Annotated in this window: 19 protein-coding genes; 7 read left to right on the top strand and 12 right to left on the bottom strand. The window is 70.6% G+C overall.

The window, feature by feature from the left end; translation table 11 throughout:
* Nucleotides 1–223 precede the first annotated feature (223 nt).
* Nucleotides 224–1,216, top strand: a complete 993-nt coding sequence (gene trpS, locus ACIQRW_RS34820; RefSeq protein WP_403768524.1) for a tryptophan--tRNA ligase — start codon at nucleotides 224–226, stop codon at nucleotides 1,214–1,216.
* Between the two features lie 124 nt (nucleotides 1,217–1,340).
* On the top strand, nucleotides 1,341–1,931 hold the full coding sequence (locus tag ACIQRW_RS34815) for a 2'-5' RNA ligase family protein (RefSeq protein WP_403768391.1): 591 nt from the start codon (nucleotides 1,341–1,343) through the stop codon (nucleotides 1,929–1,931).
* Nucleotides 1,932–2,124: 193 nt separating this feature from the next.
* Here the strand turns inward: ACIQRW_RS34815 and ACIQRW_RS34810 are convergent, their stop codons facing one another.
* Entirely contained in the window at nucleotides 2,125–2,880 is a 756-nt protein-coding gene (locus ACIQRW_RS34810; RefSeq protein ID WP_403768388.1) for a decaprenylphospho-beta-D-erythro-pentofuranosid-2-ulose 2-reductase, read from the bottom strand.
* 54 nt (nucleotides 2,881–2,934) lie between these two features.
* Nucleotides 2,935–4,299, bottom strand: coding sequence for an FAD-binding protein (locus ACIQRW_RS34805; protein WP_403768386.1), 1,365 nt, complete (start codon nucleotides 4,297–4,299; stop codon nucleotides 2,935–2,937).
* Nucleotides 4,300–4,471: 172 nt separating this feature from the next.
* On the opposite strand from ACIQRW_RS34805, the gene ACIQRW_RS34800 reads away from it, so the two are divergent.
* Nucleotides 4,472–5,434, top strand: coding sequence for a YihY/virulence factor BrkB family protein (locus ACIQRW_RS34800; RefSeq protein ID WP_403768383.1), 963 nt, complete (start codon nucleotides 4,472–4,474; stop codon nucleotides 5,432–5,434).
* Here ACIQRW_RS34800 and ACIQRW_RS34795 read toward each other — a convergent pair.
* Nucleotides 5,431–6,750 carry a D-alanyl-D-alanine carboxypeptidase family protein gene (locus ACIQRW_RS34795; protein ID WP_403768380.1) on the bottom strand — a complete coding sequence of 440 codons (1,320 nt, stop codon included), beginning with the start codon at nucleotides 6,748–6,750 and terminating at the stop codon, nucleotides 5,431–5,433. The two genes, ACIQRW_RS34800 and ACIQRW_RS34795, sit on opposite strands and share 4 nt — an antisense overlap.
* A gap of 133 nt (nucleotides 6,751–6,883) precedes the next feature.
* Here ACIQRW_RS34795 and ACIQRW_RS34790 point away from each other — a divergent pair, with 133 nt between their 5' ends.
* From ACIQRW_RS34790 to ACIQRW_RS34780, 3 genes are all read left to right on the top strand, one after another.
* A complete protein-coding gene (locus ACIQRW_RS34790; protein ID WP_032794318.1) occupies nucleotides 6,884–7,129 on the top strand; it encodes an SCO4848 family membrane protein in 246 nt (81 codons plus the stop codon).
* 33 nt (nucleotides 7,130–7,162) lie between these two features.
* Nucleotides 7,163–8,527, top strand: a complete 1,365-nt coding sequence (locus ACIQRW_RS34785; protein WP_403768521.1) for a metallophosphoesterase — start codon at nucleotides 7,163–7,165, stop codon at nucleotides 8,525–8,527.
* A gap of 272 nt (nucleotides 8,528–8,799) precedes the next feature.
* Nucleotides 8,800–10,353: an ABC transporter substrate-binding protein gene (locus ACIQRW_RS34780; RefSeq protein WP_403768518.1), complete on the top strand. Its 1,554-nt coding sequence runs from the start codon at nucleotides 8,800–8,802 to the stop codon at nucleotides 10,351–10,353.
* A gap of 10 nt (nucleotides 10,354–10,363) precedes the next feature.
* On the opposite strand, the gene ACIQRW_RS34775 is transcribed toward ACIQRW_RS34780, so the two are convergent.
* The 9 genes from ACIQRW_RS34775 to ACIQRW_RS34735 all read right to left on the bottom strand — a co-directional run bounded on the left by ACIQRW_RS34775 (nucleotide 10,364) and on the right by ACIQRW_RS34735 (nucleotide 17,120).
* The gene (locus ACIQRW_RS34775) at nucleotides 10,364–11,119 is read right to left on the bottom strand and encodes a TetR family transcriptional regulator (protein WP_403768377.1); all 756 of its coding nucleotides are present in this window, start codon (nucleotides 11,117–11,119) and stop codon (nucleotides 10,364–10,366) included.
* 9 nt (nucleotides 11,120–11,128) lie between these two features.
* Nucleotides 11,129–11,605, bottom strand: coding sequence for a thiol-disulfide oxidoreductase DCC family protein (locus ACIQRW_RS34770; protein ID WP_403768374.1), 477 nt, complete (start codon nucleotides 11,603–11,605; stop codon nucleotides 11,129–11,131).
* Nucleotides 11,606–11,610: 5 nt separating this feature from the next.
* Complete coding sequence (locus tag ACIQRW_RS34765) at nucleotides 11,611–12,045, bottom strand: hypothetical protein (RefSeq protein ID WP_403768371.1); 435 nt, start codon at nucleotides 12,043–12,045, stop codon at nucleotides 11,611–11,613.
* A gap of 114 nt (nucleotides 12,046–12,159) precedes the next feature.
* Nucleotides 12,160–12,780 carry a hypothetical protein gene (locus ACIQRW_RS34760; protein WP_403768369.1) on the bottom strand — a complete coding sequence of 207 codons (621 nt, stop codon included), beginning with the start codon at nucleotides 12,778–12,780 and terminating at the stop codon, nucleotides 12,160–12,162.
* A 141-nt stretch (nucleotides 12,781–12,921) separates the two neighbouring features.
* Complete coding sequence (locus ACIQRW_RS34755; protein ID WP_215110459.1) at nucleotides 12,922–13,698, bottom strand: succinate dehydrogenase iron-sulfur subunit; 777 nt, start codon at nucleotides 13,696–13,698, stop codon at nucleotides 12,922–12,924.
* Nucleotides 13,698–15,452, bottom strand: coding sequence for a succinate dehydrogenase flavoprotein subunit (gene sdhA / locus ACIQRW_RS34750; RefSeq protein ID WP_403768366.1), 1,755 nt, complete (start codon nucleotides 15,450–15,452; stop codon nucleotides 13,698–13,700). Before sdhA ends, ACIQRW_RS34755 begins: the two co-directional genes overlap by 1 nt.
* A 30-nt stretch (nucleotides 15,453–15,482) precedes the next feature.
* Nucleotides 15,483–15,965, bottom strand: a complete 483-nt coding sequence (locus ACIQRW_RS34745) for a succinate dehydrogenase hydrophobic membrane anchor subunit (protein WP_215110457.1) — start codon at nucleotides 15,963–15,965, stop codon at nucleotides 15,483–15,485.
* Between the two features lie 5 nt (nucleotides 15,966–15,970).
* On the bottom strand, nucleotides 15,971–16,351 hold the full coding sequence (sdhC, locus tag ACIQRW_RS34740) for a succinate dehydrogenase, cytochrome b556 subunit (protein WP_097868837.1): 381 nt from the start codon (nucleotides 16,349–16,351) through the stop codon (nucleotides 15,971–15,973).
* Nucleotides 16,352–16,529: 178 nt separating this feature from the next.
* Complete coding sequence (locus ACIQRW_RS34735; RefSeq protein WP_403768363.1) at nucleotides 16,530–17,120, bottom strand: 2-oxo-4-hydroxy-4-carboxy-5-ureidoimidazoline decarboxylase; 591 nt, start codon at nucleotides 17,118–17,120, stop codon at nucleotides 16,530–16,532.
* 459 nt (nucleotides 17,121–17,579) lie between these two features.
* On the opposite strand from ACIQRW_RS34735, the gene ACIQRW_RS34730 reads away from it, so the two are divergent.
* Nucleotides 17,580–19,190: a family 20 glycosylhydrolase gene (locus ACIQRW_RS34730; protein WP_403768360.1), complete on the top strand. Its 1,611-nt coding sequence runs from the start codon at nucleotides 17,580–17,582 to the stop codon at nucleotides 19,188–19,190.
* Nucleotides 19,191–19,317 lie beyond the last annotated feature (127 nt).

Below are 19,317 nucleotides of genomic sequence, written 5' to 3'. Positions count from 1 at the left end.
TCCATTGCCCGGCGCGCCCGCCGTCGCACGCCGGGCAGCCGAAATGTGCGGTTCATCTCGCGCGTGCGCTCCCGTGCTCCGTGCCCCTGCGAGTACGCGCCCTCTCCGCCCCGCACCGGCTGCCGGAGATCGCCCCCGTACCTGAGACAATGAAGCCATGGCCTCTGACCTCCCCACCGACCAGCCGCAGACGGGCCGCACCGGTGCGGCCGCCCGTCCGCGCGTGCTCTCCGGGATCCAGCCCACCGCGGGCTCGTTCCACCTCGGCAACTACCTGGGCGCGGTGCGCCAGTGGGTGGCGCTTCAGGAGAGCCACGACGCCTTCTACATGGTCGTGGACCTGCACGCGATCACGATCCCGCAGGACCCCGCCGAGCTGCGTGCCAACACCCGGCTCGCCGTGGCGCAGCTGCTGGCGGCCGGTGTGGACCCGGAGCGCTGCACACTCTTCGTCCAGAGCCATGTGCCCGAGCACGCCCAGCTCGGCTGGGTGATGAACTGCCTCACCGGCTTCGGCGAGGCCTCCCGGATGACGCAGTTCAAGGACAAGTCCGCCAAGCAGGGCGCCGACCGGGCCACCGTCGGCCTCTTCACCTACCCGGTGCTCCAGGTCGCGGACATCCTGCTCTACCAGGCGAACCAGGTCCCGGTGGGCGAGGACCAGCGCCAGCACATCGAGCTGACCCGCGACCTCGCCGAGCGGTTCAACGGCCGGTACGGCCAGACGTTCACCGTCCCCGCGCCGTACATCCTCAAGGAGACGGCGAAGATCTTCGACCTCCAGGACCCGGCGGTGAAGATGAGCAAGTCGGCCTCCACGCCGAAGGGCCTCATCAACCTCCTCGACGACCCGAAGGCCACCGCGAAGAAGGTGAAGAGCGCGGTCACCGACACCGACACGGTGATCCGCTTCGACGCCGAGAAGAAGCCGGGCGTCAGCAACCTGCTCACGATCCTCTCCACCCTCTCCGGCAGCCCGGTCGAGGACCTGGAACGGAGTTACGAGGGCAAGGGCTACGGTGCGCTGAAGACCGATCTTGCCGAGGCCATGGTGGAATTCGTCACTCCTTTCCGGGCCCGCGCCCAGCAGTATCTGGACGACCCGGAGACGCTGGATGCCATCCTGGCCAAGGGAGCGGAGAAGGCCAGGGCCGTCGCCGCGGAGACCCTGGCACAGACGTACGACCGGATGGGCTTGCTGCCCGCGAAGCACTGAGTCCAAGGACCCTGGCGAGATCATGGCCGCAGGGGTCACACTTGCGGCGACGGAACGCGTGGGCCGGAAACCCGGCCCACGCGGCATGACCGAAAATCGACCATCGACGGTGGAGGAGAACGACGTGGGGACCGTAACGCTCGGCGTTTCGATCGCGGTCCCGGAGCCCTACGGCAGCCTGCTCCAGGATCGCCGCGCGAGCTTCGGGGACCCTGCCGCCTTCGGCATTCCCACCCACGTCACCCTCATGCCGCCGACCGAGGCGCAGTCGGCCGACCTCCCGGCGATCGAGGCGCACCTCGACAGGATCGCCACGGCCGGCCGGCCGTTCCCGATGCGGCTGTCCGGCACCGGCACCTTCCGCCCGCTGTCGCCGGTGGTCTTCGTCCAGGTCGTCGAGGGCGCCTCGGCCTGCTCCTGGCTCCAGAAGCGGGTCCGGGACGCCTCGGGCCCCCTGGTGCGCGAGCTCCAGTTCCCCTACCACCCGCACGTCACCGTGGCCCACGGCATCGCCGAGGAGGCCATGGACCGGGCCTACGAGGAGCTCGCGGACTACGAGGCCGCCTGGACCTGCGGATCCTTCGCGCTGTACGAGCAGGGCCCGGACGCCGTCTGGCGCAAGCTCCGGGACTTCCCGTTCGAAGCGGGCGGCGGCACGCCCGCCGTCCCGGCCCAGGGCGGCTACACGATCGACGCCCCGTCGCTGCGGCCCTGAGCCCCTGGGGCCGCAGGCCCTAGGGCCTGTCGTCAAACTGCCGCCTGCCGGGCGGCGTCTGGCACGCACGCTCGCGGCGTTGCCGAAATGCCCTAGTAGCTCCGCTACGAGACCATTCCAGCGCCTTGCGATCGCACGCACCAGACGCCGCCCGGCCGCCCTTCGGGCGACGACGGCAGTTTGACGACAGGCCCTAGACAGGCAGCCGGCGGAACAGCGGGCGCGGGACGTGCCGCAGCGCCGCCATCACCACCCGGAGCGAACCGGGCACCCACACGCTCTCCGAGCGCCGCCGCAGCCCAGTGACGATCGCCTCCGCGACCTCCTCCGGGCCGGTCGCGAACGGCTGCTCCGGCCGCCCCGCCGTGGCCCGGGTCCGGACGAAGCCAGGGCGGACGACCATCACCTGCACCCCGGTCCCCTGGAGCGCGTCGCCGAGCCCCTGCGCGAACGCGTCGAGGCCCGCCTTGCTGGAGCCGTAGATGAAGTCCGCGCGCCGGGCACGCTCCCCGGCCACCGACGACAGCACCACCAGCGAACCGTGCCCCTGCGCCTGCAGTGCGCCGGCGCACACCAGCCCGGCGGAGACCGCCCCCGTGTAGTTGGTCTGGGCGACCCGGACCGCGGCCATCGGCTCCTCCTCGTCCCGCGCCTGGTCGCCGAGGACCCCGAACGCCATCAGCACCACGTCGATGTCGCCCTCCGCGAAGACCTTGCCTAGGACGACCTCGTGGGAGGCGGAGTCCAGCGCGTCGAAGTCGACGGTCCGCACGTCCGCCCCCCGGCCGCGCAGCTCGGCGGCGGCCGACTCCAGGGCCGGGGAGGGGCGCCCGGCCAGCCAGACCCGGCGGGTGCGCAGGGCGATCAGCCGGCGCGCGGTGGCCAGGGCGATCTCGGAGGTGCCGCCGAGGACGAGCAGGGACTGCGGGGCGCCGAAGGCATCCTTCACGGAAATCTCCTGATCAGAGGGGTGTGGGGAAGAAACACAGGCAGCGCTGGGGCCCTACAGCCCGAGCCGGCGCGACAGGTCGGAGCGGAACGCCTCCGACGGGTCCAGCCGTGCCCGCAGCTCCCGGAAGTCCGCAAGACCCGGGTACATCGCGGCCGCCGTCTCCGGCCGCATCCGGGAGTCCTTGGCCAGGCAGACCCGGCCCCCGGCGGCGGCCACCTCCTCGTCGAGGTCGTCGAGGAAGCGGGCCAGGCCGGGCAGGGCCGCGGGCAGATCCAGGGCCAGGGACCAGCCGGGCGCGGCGAACGACAGCCCACCCGGGTCCGCCGCCCCGAACCGCTGGAGCACGGCCCGCACGGCGGGGCTCCGGCGGGCCGCGATCCGCCGCACGACCCGGTGCAGGGTCTCCTCCCGGCCGTACCCGACGGTGAACCGGTAGCGCACCAGGCCGGCCCGGCCGTACAGCAGGTTCGCGTCCGGGAAGGCGTCCGCGGCGTGGAAGAAGGCGGGGACCGGCCGGAGCTCACCGGTCCGCGCGCGGGGTGCGCCCCGGTAGCGGACCTCGTTGTACAGGGCGGCCGACGCCGGGCCCAGCAGCCCGCCCGGGACCGGCGGGAAGCCGGGGAGCCGGAACCGCCCCCGGGCCCCTCCGGAACGCGGAAAGAGCGGAGTGCGCCCCGCGTGCGCCGGGCGCACATCAGGGGTCGCGTGCTCCCCCCGTGTGAGGATCCCGCGTCCGGTCGCCCGGCCCCGGGCCATCAGGTCGATCCAGGCGGAGGCGTACGGCAGCCGGTCACCGCCCGCGGTGAAGCGGGCCAGCAGATCGTCCAGGTCTCCGGCGCGCTCGGTGGAGACGGACATCAGCCCGGTCGTCACGCGCCGGAGGCGCAGGGTGGCGCCCAGAATCACCCCGGTCAGCCCCAGGCCCCCGGCGGTCGCGTCGAAGAGGGCCGTGCCCGGCAGCACCGTACGCACCTCGCCGTCGGCGGTGAGCAGCTCCAGGGCGCTCACGTGCCGCGCGAACGAGCCCGAGCGGCGGTGGTCGAGGCCGGACAGATCGGAGCCGATCGCCCCGCCGACCGTCACCCTGCCGGTCCCGGGCACGACAGGCGGGAGCCAGCCGAGCGGCAGCAGGACCCGCAGCAGCCGTTCCAGGCTCACCCCCGCGTCGCAGCGCACCACGCCGACGGCGGCGTCGACATTCTCGACCCGGGCCAGGCCCGTCAGGTCGAGCACCGAGCCGCCCGCGTTCTGCGCCGCGTCCCCGGGCGACCGCCCCAGCCCGCGCGCGATGACACCCCGGGGCCCGCGCCCCCGGACGACGGCGGCCGCCTCCTCGTGGGTGCGGGGGCGAAACCGCACGGCGGTCGTCGGGGCGGTGCGGCCCCAGCCGGTCAAGGACACCGTGTCGACGGACATGAGGGTGACCGTATCGTCCGGGAAATCCCCTTCGCGGCATTGGTGAATTCGCTCACCGGAACGGGTGATGGCGTGAGTGTCGGCGGAGCGTGGCGGAGTTCCGCCGGACGTGTCCGGGAGAGTCCGGGGCGGGCCGTCGATGTTCCGGGCCCAGGAGGGTACGCGTGACGTCATGGACTGGCTGAAGAAACTCCCGGTGATCGGGCCCCTGGTCGCGCGGCTGATGGAAACGCACGTGTGGCGTTCCTACGAGCGGCTGGACCGGGTCCACTGGGCCAGACTCGCGGCGGCGATCACCTTCATCAGCTTCCTGGCCCTCTTCCCGCTGATCGCGGTCGGCGCGGCCGTCGCCGCCGCCCTGCTGAGCGACCAGCAGGTCGACACCGTCAAGGACAAGCTCGCCGACCAGGTGCCGGGCATCTCCGACCAGCTGGGCATCGACGGGCTGATCGCCAACGCGGGCACGGTCGGCCTCGTGGCCGGTGCGCTGCTGCTGTTCACCGGTATCGGCTGGGTCGGCTCCATGCGGGAGTGCCTGCGCGCGGTCTGGGAGCTGGACGACGTCCAGGAGGCCAACCCCGTCGTCGCCAAGGTGAAGGACGCCGTGCTGCTGGTCGGCCTCGGCGGCGCGGCGCTCGCCACCCTGGCGGTCTCCACCATCGGCTCGACGGCGGTCGGCTGGACCGCCGACCTGATCGGCATCCCCGAGGACGGGGCCGGCGGCATCCTGCTGCGGGCGGCCGCCCTGGCGGTCGCGGTCGTCGCCGACTTCCTGCTGCTTCTCTACCTGCTGACGCTGCTGCCCGGGGTGGAGCCGCCCCGGCGGCGGCTGGTGGTCGCGGCCCTGCTCGGGGCGGTCGGCTTCGAACTGCTCAAGCTGCTGCTCGGCAGCTATATGCGGGAGGTCGCGGGCAAGAGCATGTACGGCGCGTTCGGCGTGCCGATCGCGCTGCTCCTGTGGATCAACTTCACCGCGAAGCTGCTGCTGTTCTGCGCCGCCTGGACGGCGACCGGCAGCAAGGACGAGGAGGCCCGCGCGGAGACCGAACAGGCCCCCGGCGCGGGGGGCCCCGGTGCGGACGGCCCCGCACCGGGTGGAGCCGCCACGGGGCCCGGCGGCTCCACCCGCGTCTAGGACTTGTCGGTCGAGGCGGCAGGCTCGGCCTGCTCGGCGGGTTCGGCCGGGTCGGGCGTGGGCGGGGTGCGGCGGGCCAGGCCGGTCAGCGGCCAGCGGCGGTTGACGAGGAGCACCCCGCCGGCCAGGAACACCAGCAGACCGCCGATGATCGCCAGGGCGATCCCGACCCCGCTGGAACCGTCCGAGGCCGCCGACGCGTGCGCGGCCTCCGCCTGACCCCCCGAGCCCTGGTCGGCACCGGCGGCGGGTGCCGCGCCCTTGCCACCGGTCGCGGTGCCGGTGTCGATGGACTTCGGCGGCACCAGCTCGCCGACCGGGGTCACCTTGCCGCTCGCGGCGAAGCCCCAGTCGAGCAGGTGGGCGGCCTCCTTGTAGACGGCGTGGCTCTCCTCCGCCGACGGGTTCATGACCGTGACCAGCAGGACCTTGCCGTTGCGCTCGGCGACTCCGGTGAAGGTGTTGCCCGCGTGCGTGGTGTAGCCGTTCTTGACGCCCGCGATGCCCTGGTACGGGTCCACGCCGATGTCCCCGGTGATCAGCCGGTTGGTGTTCTGGATCTCGAAGGAGTCGCGCTTCTTCCCCTTCTTCTCCTCGCCGGGGAAGTCGGCCGACGCGGTCGCCGCGTACTCACGGAAGTCCTTCTTCTGGAGTCCGCTGCGGGCGATCAGGGTCAGGTCGTAGGCGCTGGAGACCTGGCCCGGCGCGTCGTACCCGTCCGGCGAGACCACCCGGGTGTCCAGGGCCTGGAGCTCCTCGGCGTGCTTCTGCATCGCCGACACCGTCTGCGGGACGCCGCCGTACATCTCCGACAGGACGTGCACCGCGTCGTTGCCCGACCGCAGGAATACCCCGAGCCACAGGTCGTGGACCGTGTAGGTGTGGTCCTCCTTGATCCCGACCAGGCTGCTGCCCTCGCCGACCCCGGACAGCTCACTCCCCGTCACCTTGTGGGTCAGGGTGGTGGGCTGGAGCGCGGGCAGGACGGTGTCCGCGAAGAGCATCTTCATGGTGGAGGCGGGCGGCAGCCGCCAGTGCGAGTTGTGCGCCGCCAGAACGTCCCCGTTCTCCGCGTCCGCGACGATCCAGGACCGACCGGTCAGCTTCTTGGGCAGCACCGGCGCCCCCGGGCCTAGATTCACCTGGGTGCCGGCCTTGCCGAGCTGCTCCCCGCCGAGGCTGGACATCGTGCTCGGCGGCTTGGGCTGTTTGTCGTCGCTCTTGTCCTTGTCGGCCGCCGCGGCGGGACTCAGGACGAAACCGGACAACAAGGCGGCGGAGGTGACCGTGAGAGCGATCTTTTTCAGAGCAGGCACGGTCGGAAACGTACAGGGCGAAGGTGTGGATGCGGACCCGGACCGGCTGACCCGCCGCAGGGAACGCCGGGACGGCCCCGTTCGGACGCCACCCCGGGGAAGGGGGCCGGGAGGCGGCGGCGATACTGGACCCATGAAGCTCAGCCGCCGCGTGTCCTGGTTCCTGCTCGCGTTCGGGGTGTGGAGCTGGTTCATCTGGATCACTTTCGTCAAGAACCTGTGGCAGGACGGCAGCGGGCTCGCCTTCGACGACGCGGGCGAACCGACCGGGTACTTCTGGGTACACCTGCTGCTCGCCATCACGTCCTTTCTTCTGGGGACGGCGGTCGGCGTGATCGGGTTGCGCGGAGTGAGGGCTTTGCGCGACGACCGCGCATGACGACGGGAACATGGGGAAGCTCGGATGGCAGCAGTGGTCTTCGCTCTGGTGGGGCTTGTGGTACTGGTGCTGCTCGGCGCCGTGCACCGGTATCTGTGGCGCCGCTTCGTCGGTGACACGACGGCACCGGGCAGCCCGCTGCGCCGGGCGGGCACCGTCGCGGCCTTCGTCCTGCCCCTGCTGAGTGTCGGCGCCATGATGTCCGGCCGGGTGGGAGCCCCCTTCTGGCTCCAGCAGGTGCTGGCCTGGCCGGGCTTCCTCTGGCTGGCCTGTCTGCTCTATCTGACGCTGGCGCTGTTCGTCGGCGAGGCCGTACGCCCCCTGCTCCTGCGGGTTCTCGCCCGCCGCGACGCAAGCACGGGCGCGGCGGAAAGCGGAACGGCTTCCGGCACCCTCGCCGACCTCCCGGACGAGACCCGTCCTCGTGCCGAAGAGCTGGTGCCGTCCCGGTCGGCCGGTGCCCCCACCCGCTCGGAAGCCGTGGCGCGTACGGCCCCTGACCCCGTGACGGAACCCGAAACGGAACCCGCCGCCGAAGCCACGGCCACCTCCGTCACCGCCCCCGCTCCCGGCCCCTCCCGGAGGCTGTTCGTCTCCCGGGTCGTCGGCGGCGCGGCGGCCGCGGCCGGACTCGCCACCGTCGGGTACGGCACGTACGGCGTGCTGCGCGGGCCCAGCGTCCGGCGGATCACCGTCCCGCTGGCCAAACTGCCCCGCTCCGCCCACGGCTTCCGGATCGCCGTGGTCAGCGACATCCACATCGGGCCGATCCTCGGCCGCGCCCACACCCGCCGGATCGTCGACACGATCAACGCGACCTCGCCCGACCTGGTCGCCGTCGTCGGCGACCTCGTCGACGGGTCCGTCGCGGACCTGGGCTCCGCCGCCGAACCGCTGGCCGCCTTGCGCGCCCGGCACGGCAGCTTCTTCGTCACCGGCAACCACGAGTACTTCTCCGGCGCCGAGCAGTGGGTCGACCACGTCCGTGAACTGGGCCTGATCCCGCTGGAGAACGCCCGGGTCGAGATCGAGGGCTTCGACCTCGCCGGCGTCAACGACATCGCGGGCGAGACCGAGGGGCAGGGGCCCGACTTCGGCCGCGCACTGGGCGACCGGGACCGCGGCCGGGCCGCCGTCCTCCTCGCCCACCAGCCCGTCGTCATCCACGACGCCGTCGAGCACGGCGTCGACCTCCAGCTCTCCGGCCACACCCACGGCGGACAGCTCTGGCCCGGCAACCTCCTCGCCGAACTGGCCAACCCCACCGTCGCCGGGCTCGAACGCTACGGCGACACCCAGCTCTTCGTCTCGCGCGGTGCGGGCGCCTGGGGCCCGCCGGTCCGGGTGGGCGCTCCCTCCGACATCACCGTCGTGGAGCTGGCCTCCCGTCAGGCGTAGTTCCGTTGCGGGTGCGACGGTTCGGGAACCCTCGATCCATCCTCATGGAATCCACACCGAAGGGTCACCGTCAGCTACGGAAACCCGCAGGTAGGAGGCGCGAAACAGCCTTTTCGGACAGAGGTTCGGGCACGTGTCCAATAAAAGGCTGTGAGTGCCCCATTTACTCTTCCAGATGTGAAAATCGTGTGATTGGGTAAGCGCGAACATGCGGCGATGTGCGCGTCACAAACGCGACCGCCGAGGTGGGGCTGGTAAGGGAGAGCACGGCAATGCGGTCGGTCCGGGTACGGATTCTCGCGATTCTCGCGGTATTGGTGATAGCGGGCGTCGGTGCCTGGCAACTGCTCCCGTCGGGGGAGGCGAAGACCGATGCGATCACGGTCGGGACATCGGACGTCGTCACCTCCCTCGACCCGGCCGGCGCGTACGACGCGGGTTCCTGGGCGATCTACAGCAACATCTACCAGTCGCTGATGACCTTCAAGCCCGGTGCGGTCACGCCGGAACCGGACGCCGCCGAGAGCTGCGGATTCGTCGGGCAGAAGCTCCAGACGTACCAGTGCAAGCTCCGCGACGACCTGACCTTCTCCAACGGCCGCAAGATCACCGCCGAGGATGTCAAGCACTCCTTCGACCGGATCTTCACGATCAAGTCGGACGTCGGTCCCGCGGGTCTCTTCCCCACGCTCGACACGGTGACGACCGAGGGCCGCACGATCACGTTCAACCTCTCCGGCAAGGACGCGACCTTCCCGCAGAAGATCGCCACCGGCGCCGCCGCGATCGTCGACCCGACCAAGTACCCGAAGGACAGGCTCCGCCAGGGCAACCAGGTCGACGGCTCCGGCCCGTACGTCCTGAAGTCGTACGAGTCGGGGAACAGCGCCGAGCTGGTGCCGAACCTGAAGTACAAGGGTGCGCTCAAGAAGACCGGTGAAGCGGTCAACATCCGCTACTTCAAGACCTCCGAGGACCTGCAGACGTCGTGGGACAGCGGCGATGTGGACATCGCCCACCGTCAGCTGCCGTCCGAGACGCTCGCCGAACTGAACGTGAACGACCCGGACGTGCGGGTGACCGAGGCGGCCAGCGCCGAGATCCGCAACATCATCTTCAACGTCCGCGAGGACTCGCCGTTCGCGGACAAGAAGGTCCGCCAGGCCGTCGCCACGCTCCTGGACCGGGGCCCCCTGGTCCGGAAGGTCTACCAGGGCACGGTCGACCCGCTGTACTCGCTGATCCCCACCGGCTACATCGGGCACAGCACCCCCTTCTTCGACACCTACCCCTCCTCCGACCCCAAGGGCGCGGCGCGACTGCTGGAGCAGGCCGGGGTGGAGACGCCGGTCTCCGTCAAGTTCGCTTACCGCGAGGGCGACATGTACACCAAGGAGACCGCCGAGCTGCGCCGTCAGATGGAGAAGGACGGGCTGTTCAAGGTCTCGGTCGAGGCCGTGGAGTGGACGAAGTACCAGAAGGGGTACGCGGACGGTCAGTACGACATGTACACCGTCGGCTGGTTCCCCGACTTCCCGGACCCCGACACCTTCAGCCAGCCGCTCGTCGGCACCGGGAACGTCCTGCACAGCGGATACTCCAGCAAGAAGATGGACCAGCTGATCGCCGCCACACAGCAGTTCAGCGACCGCAGCCGGACCTCGAACGACTTCAAGGAGATGCAGTCGCTGGTCGGTGAGGACGTCCCCCTGCTGCCGCTGTGGCAGAAGAAGGACTACGTCGTCGCCAAGTCCGATGTCGCCGGCTCCCAGTACCTCTCCGACGGCACCGGCACCTGGCGCCTGTGGGAACTCAGCTGGATCTGATCCGGACGGATCAGCCGGCCGGCCGGGCCTCGGGGGCGTCTCGTCCCTGAGGCCCGGCCGTCTCCGTACCCGGCAGGAACTCCACCAGCAGGCCGTGGATCTGCCGCACCAACGGTCGCAGCACCCGGAACCGGGAGAGCGAGATCGCCCGGGCGGCGATCGGCGCGGTGCGCTCGACCAGCCGGCGGCTGCGCTCGGCGCCCTCGCTGCGGTCGTACACCCAGAACAGCACCAGTCCCATCTGCATCAGCCACATCAACTGCGGCAGCAGCGGAGCCAGTTCCGGGTCGCTCTTGACGTCCGCCCCGGCGATGCAGCGCTCGTGGATGGAGATCGCCGCGTCGCGGGCGGCCACCGAGTCCTCGGAGAACGGGGAGAGCGGGCTGTCCGGATCGGCGGCGTTCTTGAAGAACTGGGCGGCGAAGCGGTGGTAAGGCTCCGCCACGTCCAGCCAGCCGAGCAGTACGCCCCTGATGCGTACGGTCAGATCCCCGTCGCCCTCCAGCACGGGCCGGACCGCCGCCGCGTGTTCACCGGCGATCCGGTCGTAGAAACCCTGGACCAGGTGCTCCTTCGAGGAGAAGTAGTAATAGGCGTTCCCGACCGAGACGCCCGCCTCCTGGGCGATGGCCCGCATGGTCGTCCGGTCGTAGCCGCGCTCCGCGAAGAGCCGGAGCGCCGTTTCGAGAATCAGCGTGCGGGTCTGCTCGCTCTTCGCGGCCTTGGCCGGTTTGGTCTCCTGCACGTTCTTCTCTTCCTTCACCACGGGCCAAGGTTATCGGGGACCCCACGGCCCTCCGGGCGGGGCGGCGCACTCCCGGACCCCGGGGGCGCAGGGCGGGAGGACCAGGGAGCGGTAGCGGGCGGCGGCCAGGACGGTGCCCCGGGCGAAGGGCCGCCCCGCCGGGGTGGTCAGCCAGTGGGCCCTGGAGCGGTACTTGGCCAACGCCCACAGGCAGACGATCCAGGCGGAGGTCTCCCGGTAGACCTGTCCCAGGTCGCCGACGACGGTGATCTCCGCCGGCGTCGCGGCGTGGTCCAGCTCAGGGAACCGCCGCCGCGCCTCGGCCGATCCGGCCGGTACGAGGTCCAGCGGGACGAGCTGCCGCTGCCGCTGGAGCCAGTGCCGCAGGTGGACACAGAGCGGGCACCGCGCGTCGTAGAGCACGGTGAGCCGGCGTACGGGCAGCCCGGGCCGGGCGGCGGTGTACGAGGCCGGTCCCGGCGACGCCTCGGACGCGGTTTCGGTCACCGGGCTCACCGCCCGGGTGCGGGTGCGGCCCACGGGCCCCGGTCGCCCGGCGGCGTCCAGGCCCCCGGCGGTACGGGCGGGGTCTGTTCGCGCTCCAGGGCGCTGCGGCGGCGGATGCGGCTGAGCACCCACACATTGCCTAGGTGCATGACGCCGAGCACCAGCAGCACCACGCCCACCTTCACCGAGAGGGCCTCGAACAGCTCACGGGCGTTGGCCACCCCGTCGGCGTTCTTCAGGTAGAGCGTGACGAACCCGAGGTTGACCAGGTAGAAGCCGACCACCAACAGGTGGTTGACGGCGTCGGCGAGCTTCTCGTTCCCGTGCAGCACATCGGCGAGGAAGATCCGTCCGTTGCGGCTGAGGGTGCGCGCGACCCAGACGGTGAGCGCCACGGTGATCAGCAGATAGATGACGTACGCGACAACAGTGAGGTCCATGCCCCACCCTCCCTTGAACGCGTTCAAAAATACTTCCGGGCATGACGATAGACCCCTTCTTGAACATGTTCAAGAAGGGGTCCGGGGAGGGGGTGGTTCAGAGCGACCCGGGCGTCAGGCGCTCATCGAGCGGGCCTGGTTGAGCTGGCCCATGACCGCGGGGAAGGTGTACGGACCCATGGCCGGGATCATCGTCGAGTGGTGCCGGCCGCCGCTGGTCACCGTGACCTGGATGAAGCCGGTGGTCCGCTTCTCCTTCATCAGCAGGAACAGGAGACCGATCAGGCAGAACAGCGCGAAGATGATCGCCAGCACGACCGCGTGCGTCGGGATCTTCTCCTCCGTGCGCGACATGTCCGTGGCCGTCCAGACCGCGCCCTTGAGCGGCATCGCCCCGGACGGGGTGACGATCGCGTCGCTCATCACGGTGATGTCGCCGATCGACAGCATCGGGACACCGCCCTGGCCGGGCGCTCCCTGGGGCAATCCCTGGGGCACCGGGAGGTACTGGCCGGGCATCGTCGGCTGCGCGTGCTGGCCGTGCTGCGGGTACCCGTAACCGGGGCCGGGCTGGGCCGCGGACTCCGGCAGCGGCTGCGGATAGCCGTACGCGGGCGGGGCGCCCGGCACCGGGTGGCCGTACCCCTGGCCGTCGGCCACCGTCGGCTGGTGGCCCGGCTGCTGGGGCGGGCCCCACTTGTACGCGTCGTCCGCGTACGGATTCGGCTCGCTCACGACGATCCCCGTTCTCTTTCGGTCTTCAGCTCCGCTGAACCGTACCGCCCGTGCGGCCCCGGCGCAGCAACAGGCCCCGCCCCCGGCAGCGGTGAGGCTGCGGGGGCGGGGCCCGTCGAGGTAACAGGTGTTACGGGAAGGTCAGAAGCGACGCGTGATGAGCGCGCGCTTCACCTCCTGGATCGCCTTGGTGACCTCGATGCCACGCGGGCAGGCGTCCGTGCAGTTGAAGGTGGTGCGGCAACGCCACACACCATCACGGTCGTTGAGGATCTCAAGCCGCTGCTCGCCGGCCTCGTCGCGCGAGTCGAAGATGAAGCGGTGCGCGGCGACGATCGCCGCCGGGCCGAAGTACTGGCCGTCGTTCCAGAACACCGGGCACGAGGACGTGCACGCGGCGCACAGGATGCACTTGGTGGTGTCGTCGAACCGCTCGCGGTCCTCGGCGGACTGCAGACGCTCGCGGGTCGGCTCGTTCCCCTTGGTGACGAGGAAGGGCATGACGTCGCGGAACGCCTGGAAGAACGGGTCCATGTCGACCACGAGGTCCTTGAGGACCGTGAGGCCCTTGATGGCCTCCACCGTGATCGGCTTGTCCGGGTTGATGTCCTTGATCAGCGTCTTGCAGGCGAGCCTGTTCTTGCCGTTGATCCGCATCGCGTCGGAGCCACAGATGCCGTGTGCGCAGGAACGGCGGAACGTCAGGGTTCCGTCGAGCTCCCACTTGATCTTGTGAAGGGCGTCGAGGACACGCTCCTTCGGGTCGATCTCGATCTGGAAGTCCTGCCACTGGACCTCGTCGGAGACCTCCGGGTTGAAGCGGCGGATCCGGAACGTGGCGGTGATGAACGGGGAGTCGGCGAAGCCGGCCTCGGGCTTCGCGGTCCCGTCGGTCTTGTCCAGGGTCGGGGTAGCCATCAGTACTTACGCTCCATCGGCTGGTAGCGGGTCGTCACGACCGGCTTGTAGTCGAGCCGGATCGACTCGGCGCCGTCGGCGGCCACCTCGCGGTACGCCATGGTGTGGCGCATGAAGTTGACGTCGTCGCGGTTCGGGAAGTCCTCGCGGTAGTGACCGCCGCGGGACTCCTTGCGGGCGAGCGCGGAGACCGCCATGACCTCGGCCAGGTCGAGCAGGTTGCCCAGCTCGATGGCCTCCAGCAGGTCGGTGTTGAACCGCTTGCCCTTGTCCTGGATGGACACGTTGAGGTACCGCTCGCGCAGCTCGGCGATCTTGTCGACCGCCGTCTTGATCGTCTGCTCGGTGCGGAACACCATCACGTTGGCGTCCATGCACTCCTGGAGCTCCAGGCGCAGCGTCGCGACGCGCTCGGTGCCGGTGGAGTTGCGCAGCCGCTCGACCTGGTCGGCGACCAGCTGGGCGGGGTTCTCGGGCAGCTCGACGAAGTCGGTCTTCGTCGCGTACTCGGCGGCGGCGATGCCCGAGCGCTTGCCGAAGACGTTGATGTCGAGCAGCGAGTTGGTGCCCAGGCGGTTGGCGCCGTGCACCGAGACACAGGCGACCTCGCCGGCGGCGTACAGGCCCGGGACGACGGTGGTGTTGTCGGCCAGCACCTCGCCCTCGACGTTGGTCGGGATGCCGCCCATGGCGTAGTGCGCGGTCGGCTGGATCGGGATCGGGTCCGTGTAGGGCTCGATGCCGAGGTACGTCCGCGCGAACTCGGTGATGTCCGGGAGCTTGGCGTCCAGCTGCTCCGGCGGCAGGTGCGTCAGGTCCAGGTACACGTGGTCACCGGCCGGACCGCAGCCGCGGCCCTCCCGGATCTCCGTGTAGATGGAGCGCGAGACGACGTCGCGGGACGCGAGGTCCTTCATGACCGGCGCGTACTTCTCCATGAAGCGCTCGCCGTCCTTGTTGCGGAGGATGCCGCCCTCACCGCGGGCGCCCTCCGTCAGCAGGATGCCCATGCGCCAGATGCCCGTCGGGTGGAACTGGAAGAACTCCATGTCCTCCAGCGGCAGGCCGCGCCGGTAGCAGGCGGCCTGGCCGTCACCGGTCAGGGTGTGGGCGTTCGACGTCACCTTGAAGAACTTGCCGGTGCCGCCGGAGGCGTAGATGACCGACTTCGCCTGGAAGACGTGGATCTCGCCGGTCGCCAGCTCGTACGCGACGACGCCGGAGGACTTCTTGACCCCGTCGACCTCGGTGATCAGCTGGTCCAAAACGTAGAACTCGTTGAAGAACTCCACGCCCTCCTTGACGCAGTTCTGGTACAGCGTCTGGAGGATCATGTGACCCGTGCGGTCCGCGGCGTAGCAGGACCGGCGGACCGGGGCCTCACCGTGGCTGCGGGTGTGACCGCCGAAGCGGCGCTGGTCGATGCGGCCCTCGGGCGTCCGGTTGAACGGCAGGCCCATCTTCTCCAGGTCGAGGACGGCGTCGATGGCCTCCTTCGCCAGGATCTCGGCGGCGTCCTGGTCGACCAGGTAGTCACCGCCCTTGACCGTGTCGAAGGTGTGCCACTCCCAGTTGTCCTCCTCCACGTTGGCGAGCGCGGCGGCCATGCCGCCCTGCGCCGCGCCCGTGTGGGAGCGGGTGGGGTAGAGCTTCGTCAGCACGGCGGTACGGCTGCGCTTGGTCGACTCGATGGCCGCGCGCATGCCGGCGCCGCCGGCGCCGACGATGACGGTGTCGTACTTGTGGATCTGCATGGTTTCCCTCTGGTCCCTCTGTCCCGGCGCCTAGCGGATGTTCGGGTCGAAGGTGAAGATCACCAGCGTGCCCAGCAGGACGGTGAACACCGTGGCGGTGTACAGGAGCATCTTCAGCCAGAAGCGGGTGTTGTCCCGTTCGGCGTAGTCGTTGATGACCGTACGGAGGCCGTTGGCGCCGTGGAGCATGGCGAGCCACAGCATCGTCAGGTCCCAGACCTGCCAGAACGGCGAGGCCCAGCGGCCCGCCACGAAGGCGAAGCCGATCTTGGAGACGCCGCCGTCGAGCACCAGCTGGATCAGCAGGTGGCCGATGACGAGGACGGTCAGGACGATGCCCGACAGGCGCATGAAGAGCCAGGCGTACATCTCGAAATTGGTGCGCGAAGCCTTGGGCGTCTTGCCCGTCCGCTTGCGCGGGGGCTCGATCACCGGGGCCGGGTGGTCGACGTCATACAGGCTCACGCCTTCGACGTCGCCGATCGCGGCTGCGGAAGAAGTCTCGCTGGACATGGGCCTCAGCTCCCGAAGACGTCGCGTACGGCGTGACCGAGGACGGGGTACAGGGCCCCGACCATCAGCACGATCCAGATGCCCACCACGGTCCAGAGCATCTGCTTCTGGAGTCGCGGGCCCTTGGCCCAGAAGTCCACGGCGATGATCCGGAGACCGTTCAGCGCGTGGAAGAGAATCGCGGCCACGAGGCCGTATTCGAGGAGCGCGACGATCGGCGTCTTGTACGTGGCCACGACTTCGTCGTAGGCCTCGGGGGAGACGCGGACGAGAGCGGTGTCCAGGACATGTACGAACAGGAAGAAGAAAATGAGGACACCGGTGACTCGATGAGCCACCCAGGACCACATGCCTTCCCGGCCGCGGTACAGCGTTCCAGCCGGCACGGAAGAACCCTCCGGGAGCGGGGATTGGGGTCGGCCGGCTTGACTGTCGGTCTGACCCGGCCGGGTACGGTCCACCGGCCCTGGCCATCGTAGCGACGCATTGTCGGTTCGTTCGCGCCGGGGCCTCCCGTGTGATCAAAGTGGCAATCAATCAGGCACGTACGGGCTAGAGCGCCCCTTACCGCCGCGGGTCCGCCGCCAGCAGCTCGACGATCCGGCTCCGGGCGAGTCGCCGCAGCTCCTCGGCGGTCACGGCCCGCTCCTCGTCCGTGTCGTGCGCCAGCCGGACCCGGATCCCGGCCAGCACCTGGTCCACGTGCTGGGAGGGCTGGTAGGCGTCCAGGCAGATCACGAAGGCGTGGCCGAACCGGCTCTCGTACGCCGCGTGCGCGGCCCGCAGCGCCAGATGCGCGGCGCGGGGAGCGTCGTCGTGCAGGCAGGGGGCAAGCTCCGAGGCCAGCGCCTCCGCGATGTCCCGGGGCGCGAGGTCGTAGCCCGCCTCGTCGGACGCGGCCAGTAGAGCGCCGAGATCCGGGTAGGGGCGGTGGGCGGCCATCCGGTGGGCCCAGCGGAGACTGCCGCAGCACTCCAGGAAGGCCGCCTCGGCGGCGGCGAAGGGCAGGTTGTTGAAATGGGCCAGGTCGGCGGCATGATCAACCGGCGGCGCGACGGCGGGCGGCGCGACGGCGGGCGGCGCTCCCGGGCCTCCCGGGCCTCCCGGGCCTCCCGGGCCGTCGGCCGGAACGGGGTGGTGCGGCTGCGCGGGCACGGCCGGACGGCCGGCCGGGGGCGCGGATCGCTTCGGCAGGCCGGCGGGGGACTCGCTGGACCTGGACAGCGTGGACTCCTCGTATCAACGACAGCTATGACTCTGTGGCCCCGAAAGGAACCCTCTGTCCCTGGAAGACAGATCAGGACGTACCGAGGTTGCCCGGCGTGGGAGTGAGTTCCGCGGGGGCGGGAGTGAAGGGAGAGACGAATGTGCCGCAACGCTAGCGAGATCGGTCGGCGGCCGTCCGGCGGACCGCGGAAAAATCACCCGAACGGGAGAGTTTCGGAACGTGTGATGGACGCCTGACCTGCGTCGACCGGGGTTCTGTTCGATCCCCCCGAGCCTCCGATGGGCGAGGCCCCGGCAAAAATGCCAACCTTGCACCGTATTCACTCGTTTCATCGGCTCTTCACTCGTTTCACCCGCTCCTGCCCCCTCAACGGAGGAATCTGCCCGATGTCGCCCACGCGTGGTGCCCTCGTCACCGGCGCGGCTGTCACGGCCGCGGCCGCCGTCGCCCTCACCGTCGTCGTCTGGCCGGAGGGGTCCGGCAGCGGATCGTCCGGCGACACCGCGTCGCCCTCCGGCACCTCCGCCGAGGCCGTCGCCCCGTCGCCCTCCCGCAGCTACCCGATGTCCAGCACACCGAGCACGATCCCCGCGGTGCGCGAGCACACCCCGGCCCGGGGGCCCGGCTGGCAGCCGGGCAAGGACAGCACCGTCGTCATCGCCAAGGGCAGCCAGGTGCTCGCCGACGAGGCGGAGCTGCTCGCCGAGGAGCTGAAGATCCGCTACCGGGGCGCCGAGCCGGCGCGGACGGGAGACGTCGAGCTGGCGCTCGGCGCCAAGGACGCGGGCCCCACCGAGTCGTACACGCTCACCGTGCGCGACCGGAAGGTGAAGATCACCGGACCCGACGAGTCGGGAGTCTTCTACGGCACCCGCACCCTGAAGCAGTCCATCAAGGCAGACGGCACGCTCCCCGAGGGCGTCGTCAACGACCGGCCGGACCGGTCGCAGCGCGGACTCAACCTCGACATCGCGCGCAAGCACTACAGCGCGGGGTGGATAGAGGACCGCATACGTGAGATGGGCGACCTCAAGCTCAACCAGCTCGGCCTGCACTTCTCCGACGACCAGGCCTTCCGGATCGAGTCGAAGTCGCACCCCGAGGTGGTCTCCGACGAGGCCCTCACCCAGGACGAGGTCCGCCGCATCGTCGCCCTCGCCAACAGTCGGCACATCGAGGTCGTCCCCGAGATCGACTCGCCCGGCCACCTCGGCGCGGTGCTGGCCGCCCACCCCGACCTCCAGCTGCGCAACACCGCGGGCGTCGCGTCGAAGGGCTCCATCGACATCTCCGAGCCGGGCGCGGCCAAGCTGATCGACGAACTCCTCGACGAGTACACCGAGCTGTTCCCGGGGCGCTTCTGGCACCTGGGCGCGGACGAGTACCAGGCGCTGACCGTCCAGAACCCGGCCGCCTCCTATCCGCAGCTCCAGCGCGCGGCGGAGGAGAAGCACGGCGCCGGAGCCTCGATCGAGGACCTGGCCACCGGCTGGCTGAACGACCGCGCGGCCGTCGTCGTCCCGAAGGGCCGGACCGCCAAGGCCTGGAACGACGGGCTCTTCCGGGACACGAAGGTCAAGGCCGACGAGAACATCGAGATCGAGTACTGGACCGGCAAGGAGATCGGCGCCCGCCCGCCGCAGGAGTACCTCGCCGCGGGCTACAAGATGCTGAACCTCAACGACGAGTTCCTCTACTACGTGCTCGGCGAGCCCAACGAGTTCGTCTACCCGACCGGCGAGCGGATCTACGAGCAGTGGACCCCGCTGGTCCTGCGCGGCACCGAACCCGTGGCGGAGCGCTACTCGAAGCAGATCCTCGGCGGCCGGTTCGCCGTCTGGGGCGACCTGCCGAACGCGCAGACCACCCAGCAGGTGGCGGACGGCATCAGGATGCCGCTGGTGGCGACCTCGCAGAAGCTGTGGGATCCGCGGAAACCGGCGCTGAGCTGGGCGCAGTTCCAGGAACTGGCGGAGCGGACCGGCAGCGCGGGGTGAGGCCCGGGGCGTTCCCCGGCGGGGGGGGGGGGGCCCCCGGGGGGGGGGGGGGGGGGCCCGCCCGCGCCCCCCCCCCCCCCCCCCGCGGGGGGGGGGGGGGGGGCGGCCCCCCCCCCCCCCCCGCGGG

This window comes from Streptomyces sp. NPDC091287, from assembly GCF_044768525.1.
Lineage (GTDB): Bacteria > Actinomycetota > Actinomycetes > Streptomycetales > Streptomycetaceae > Streptomyces.
This window is presented reverse-complemented; position numbering and strand designations above follow the sequence as displayed.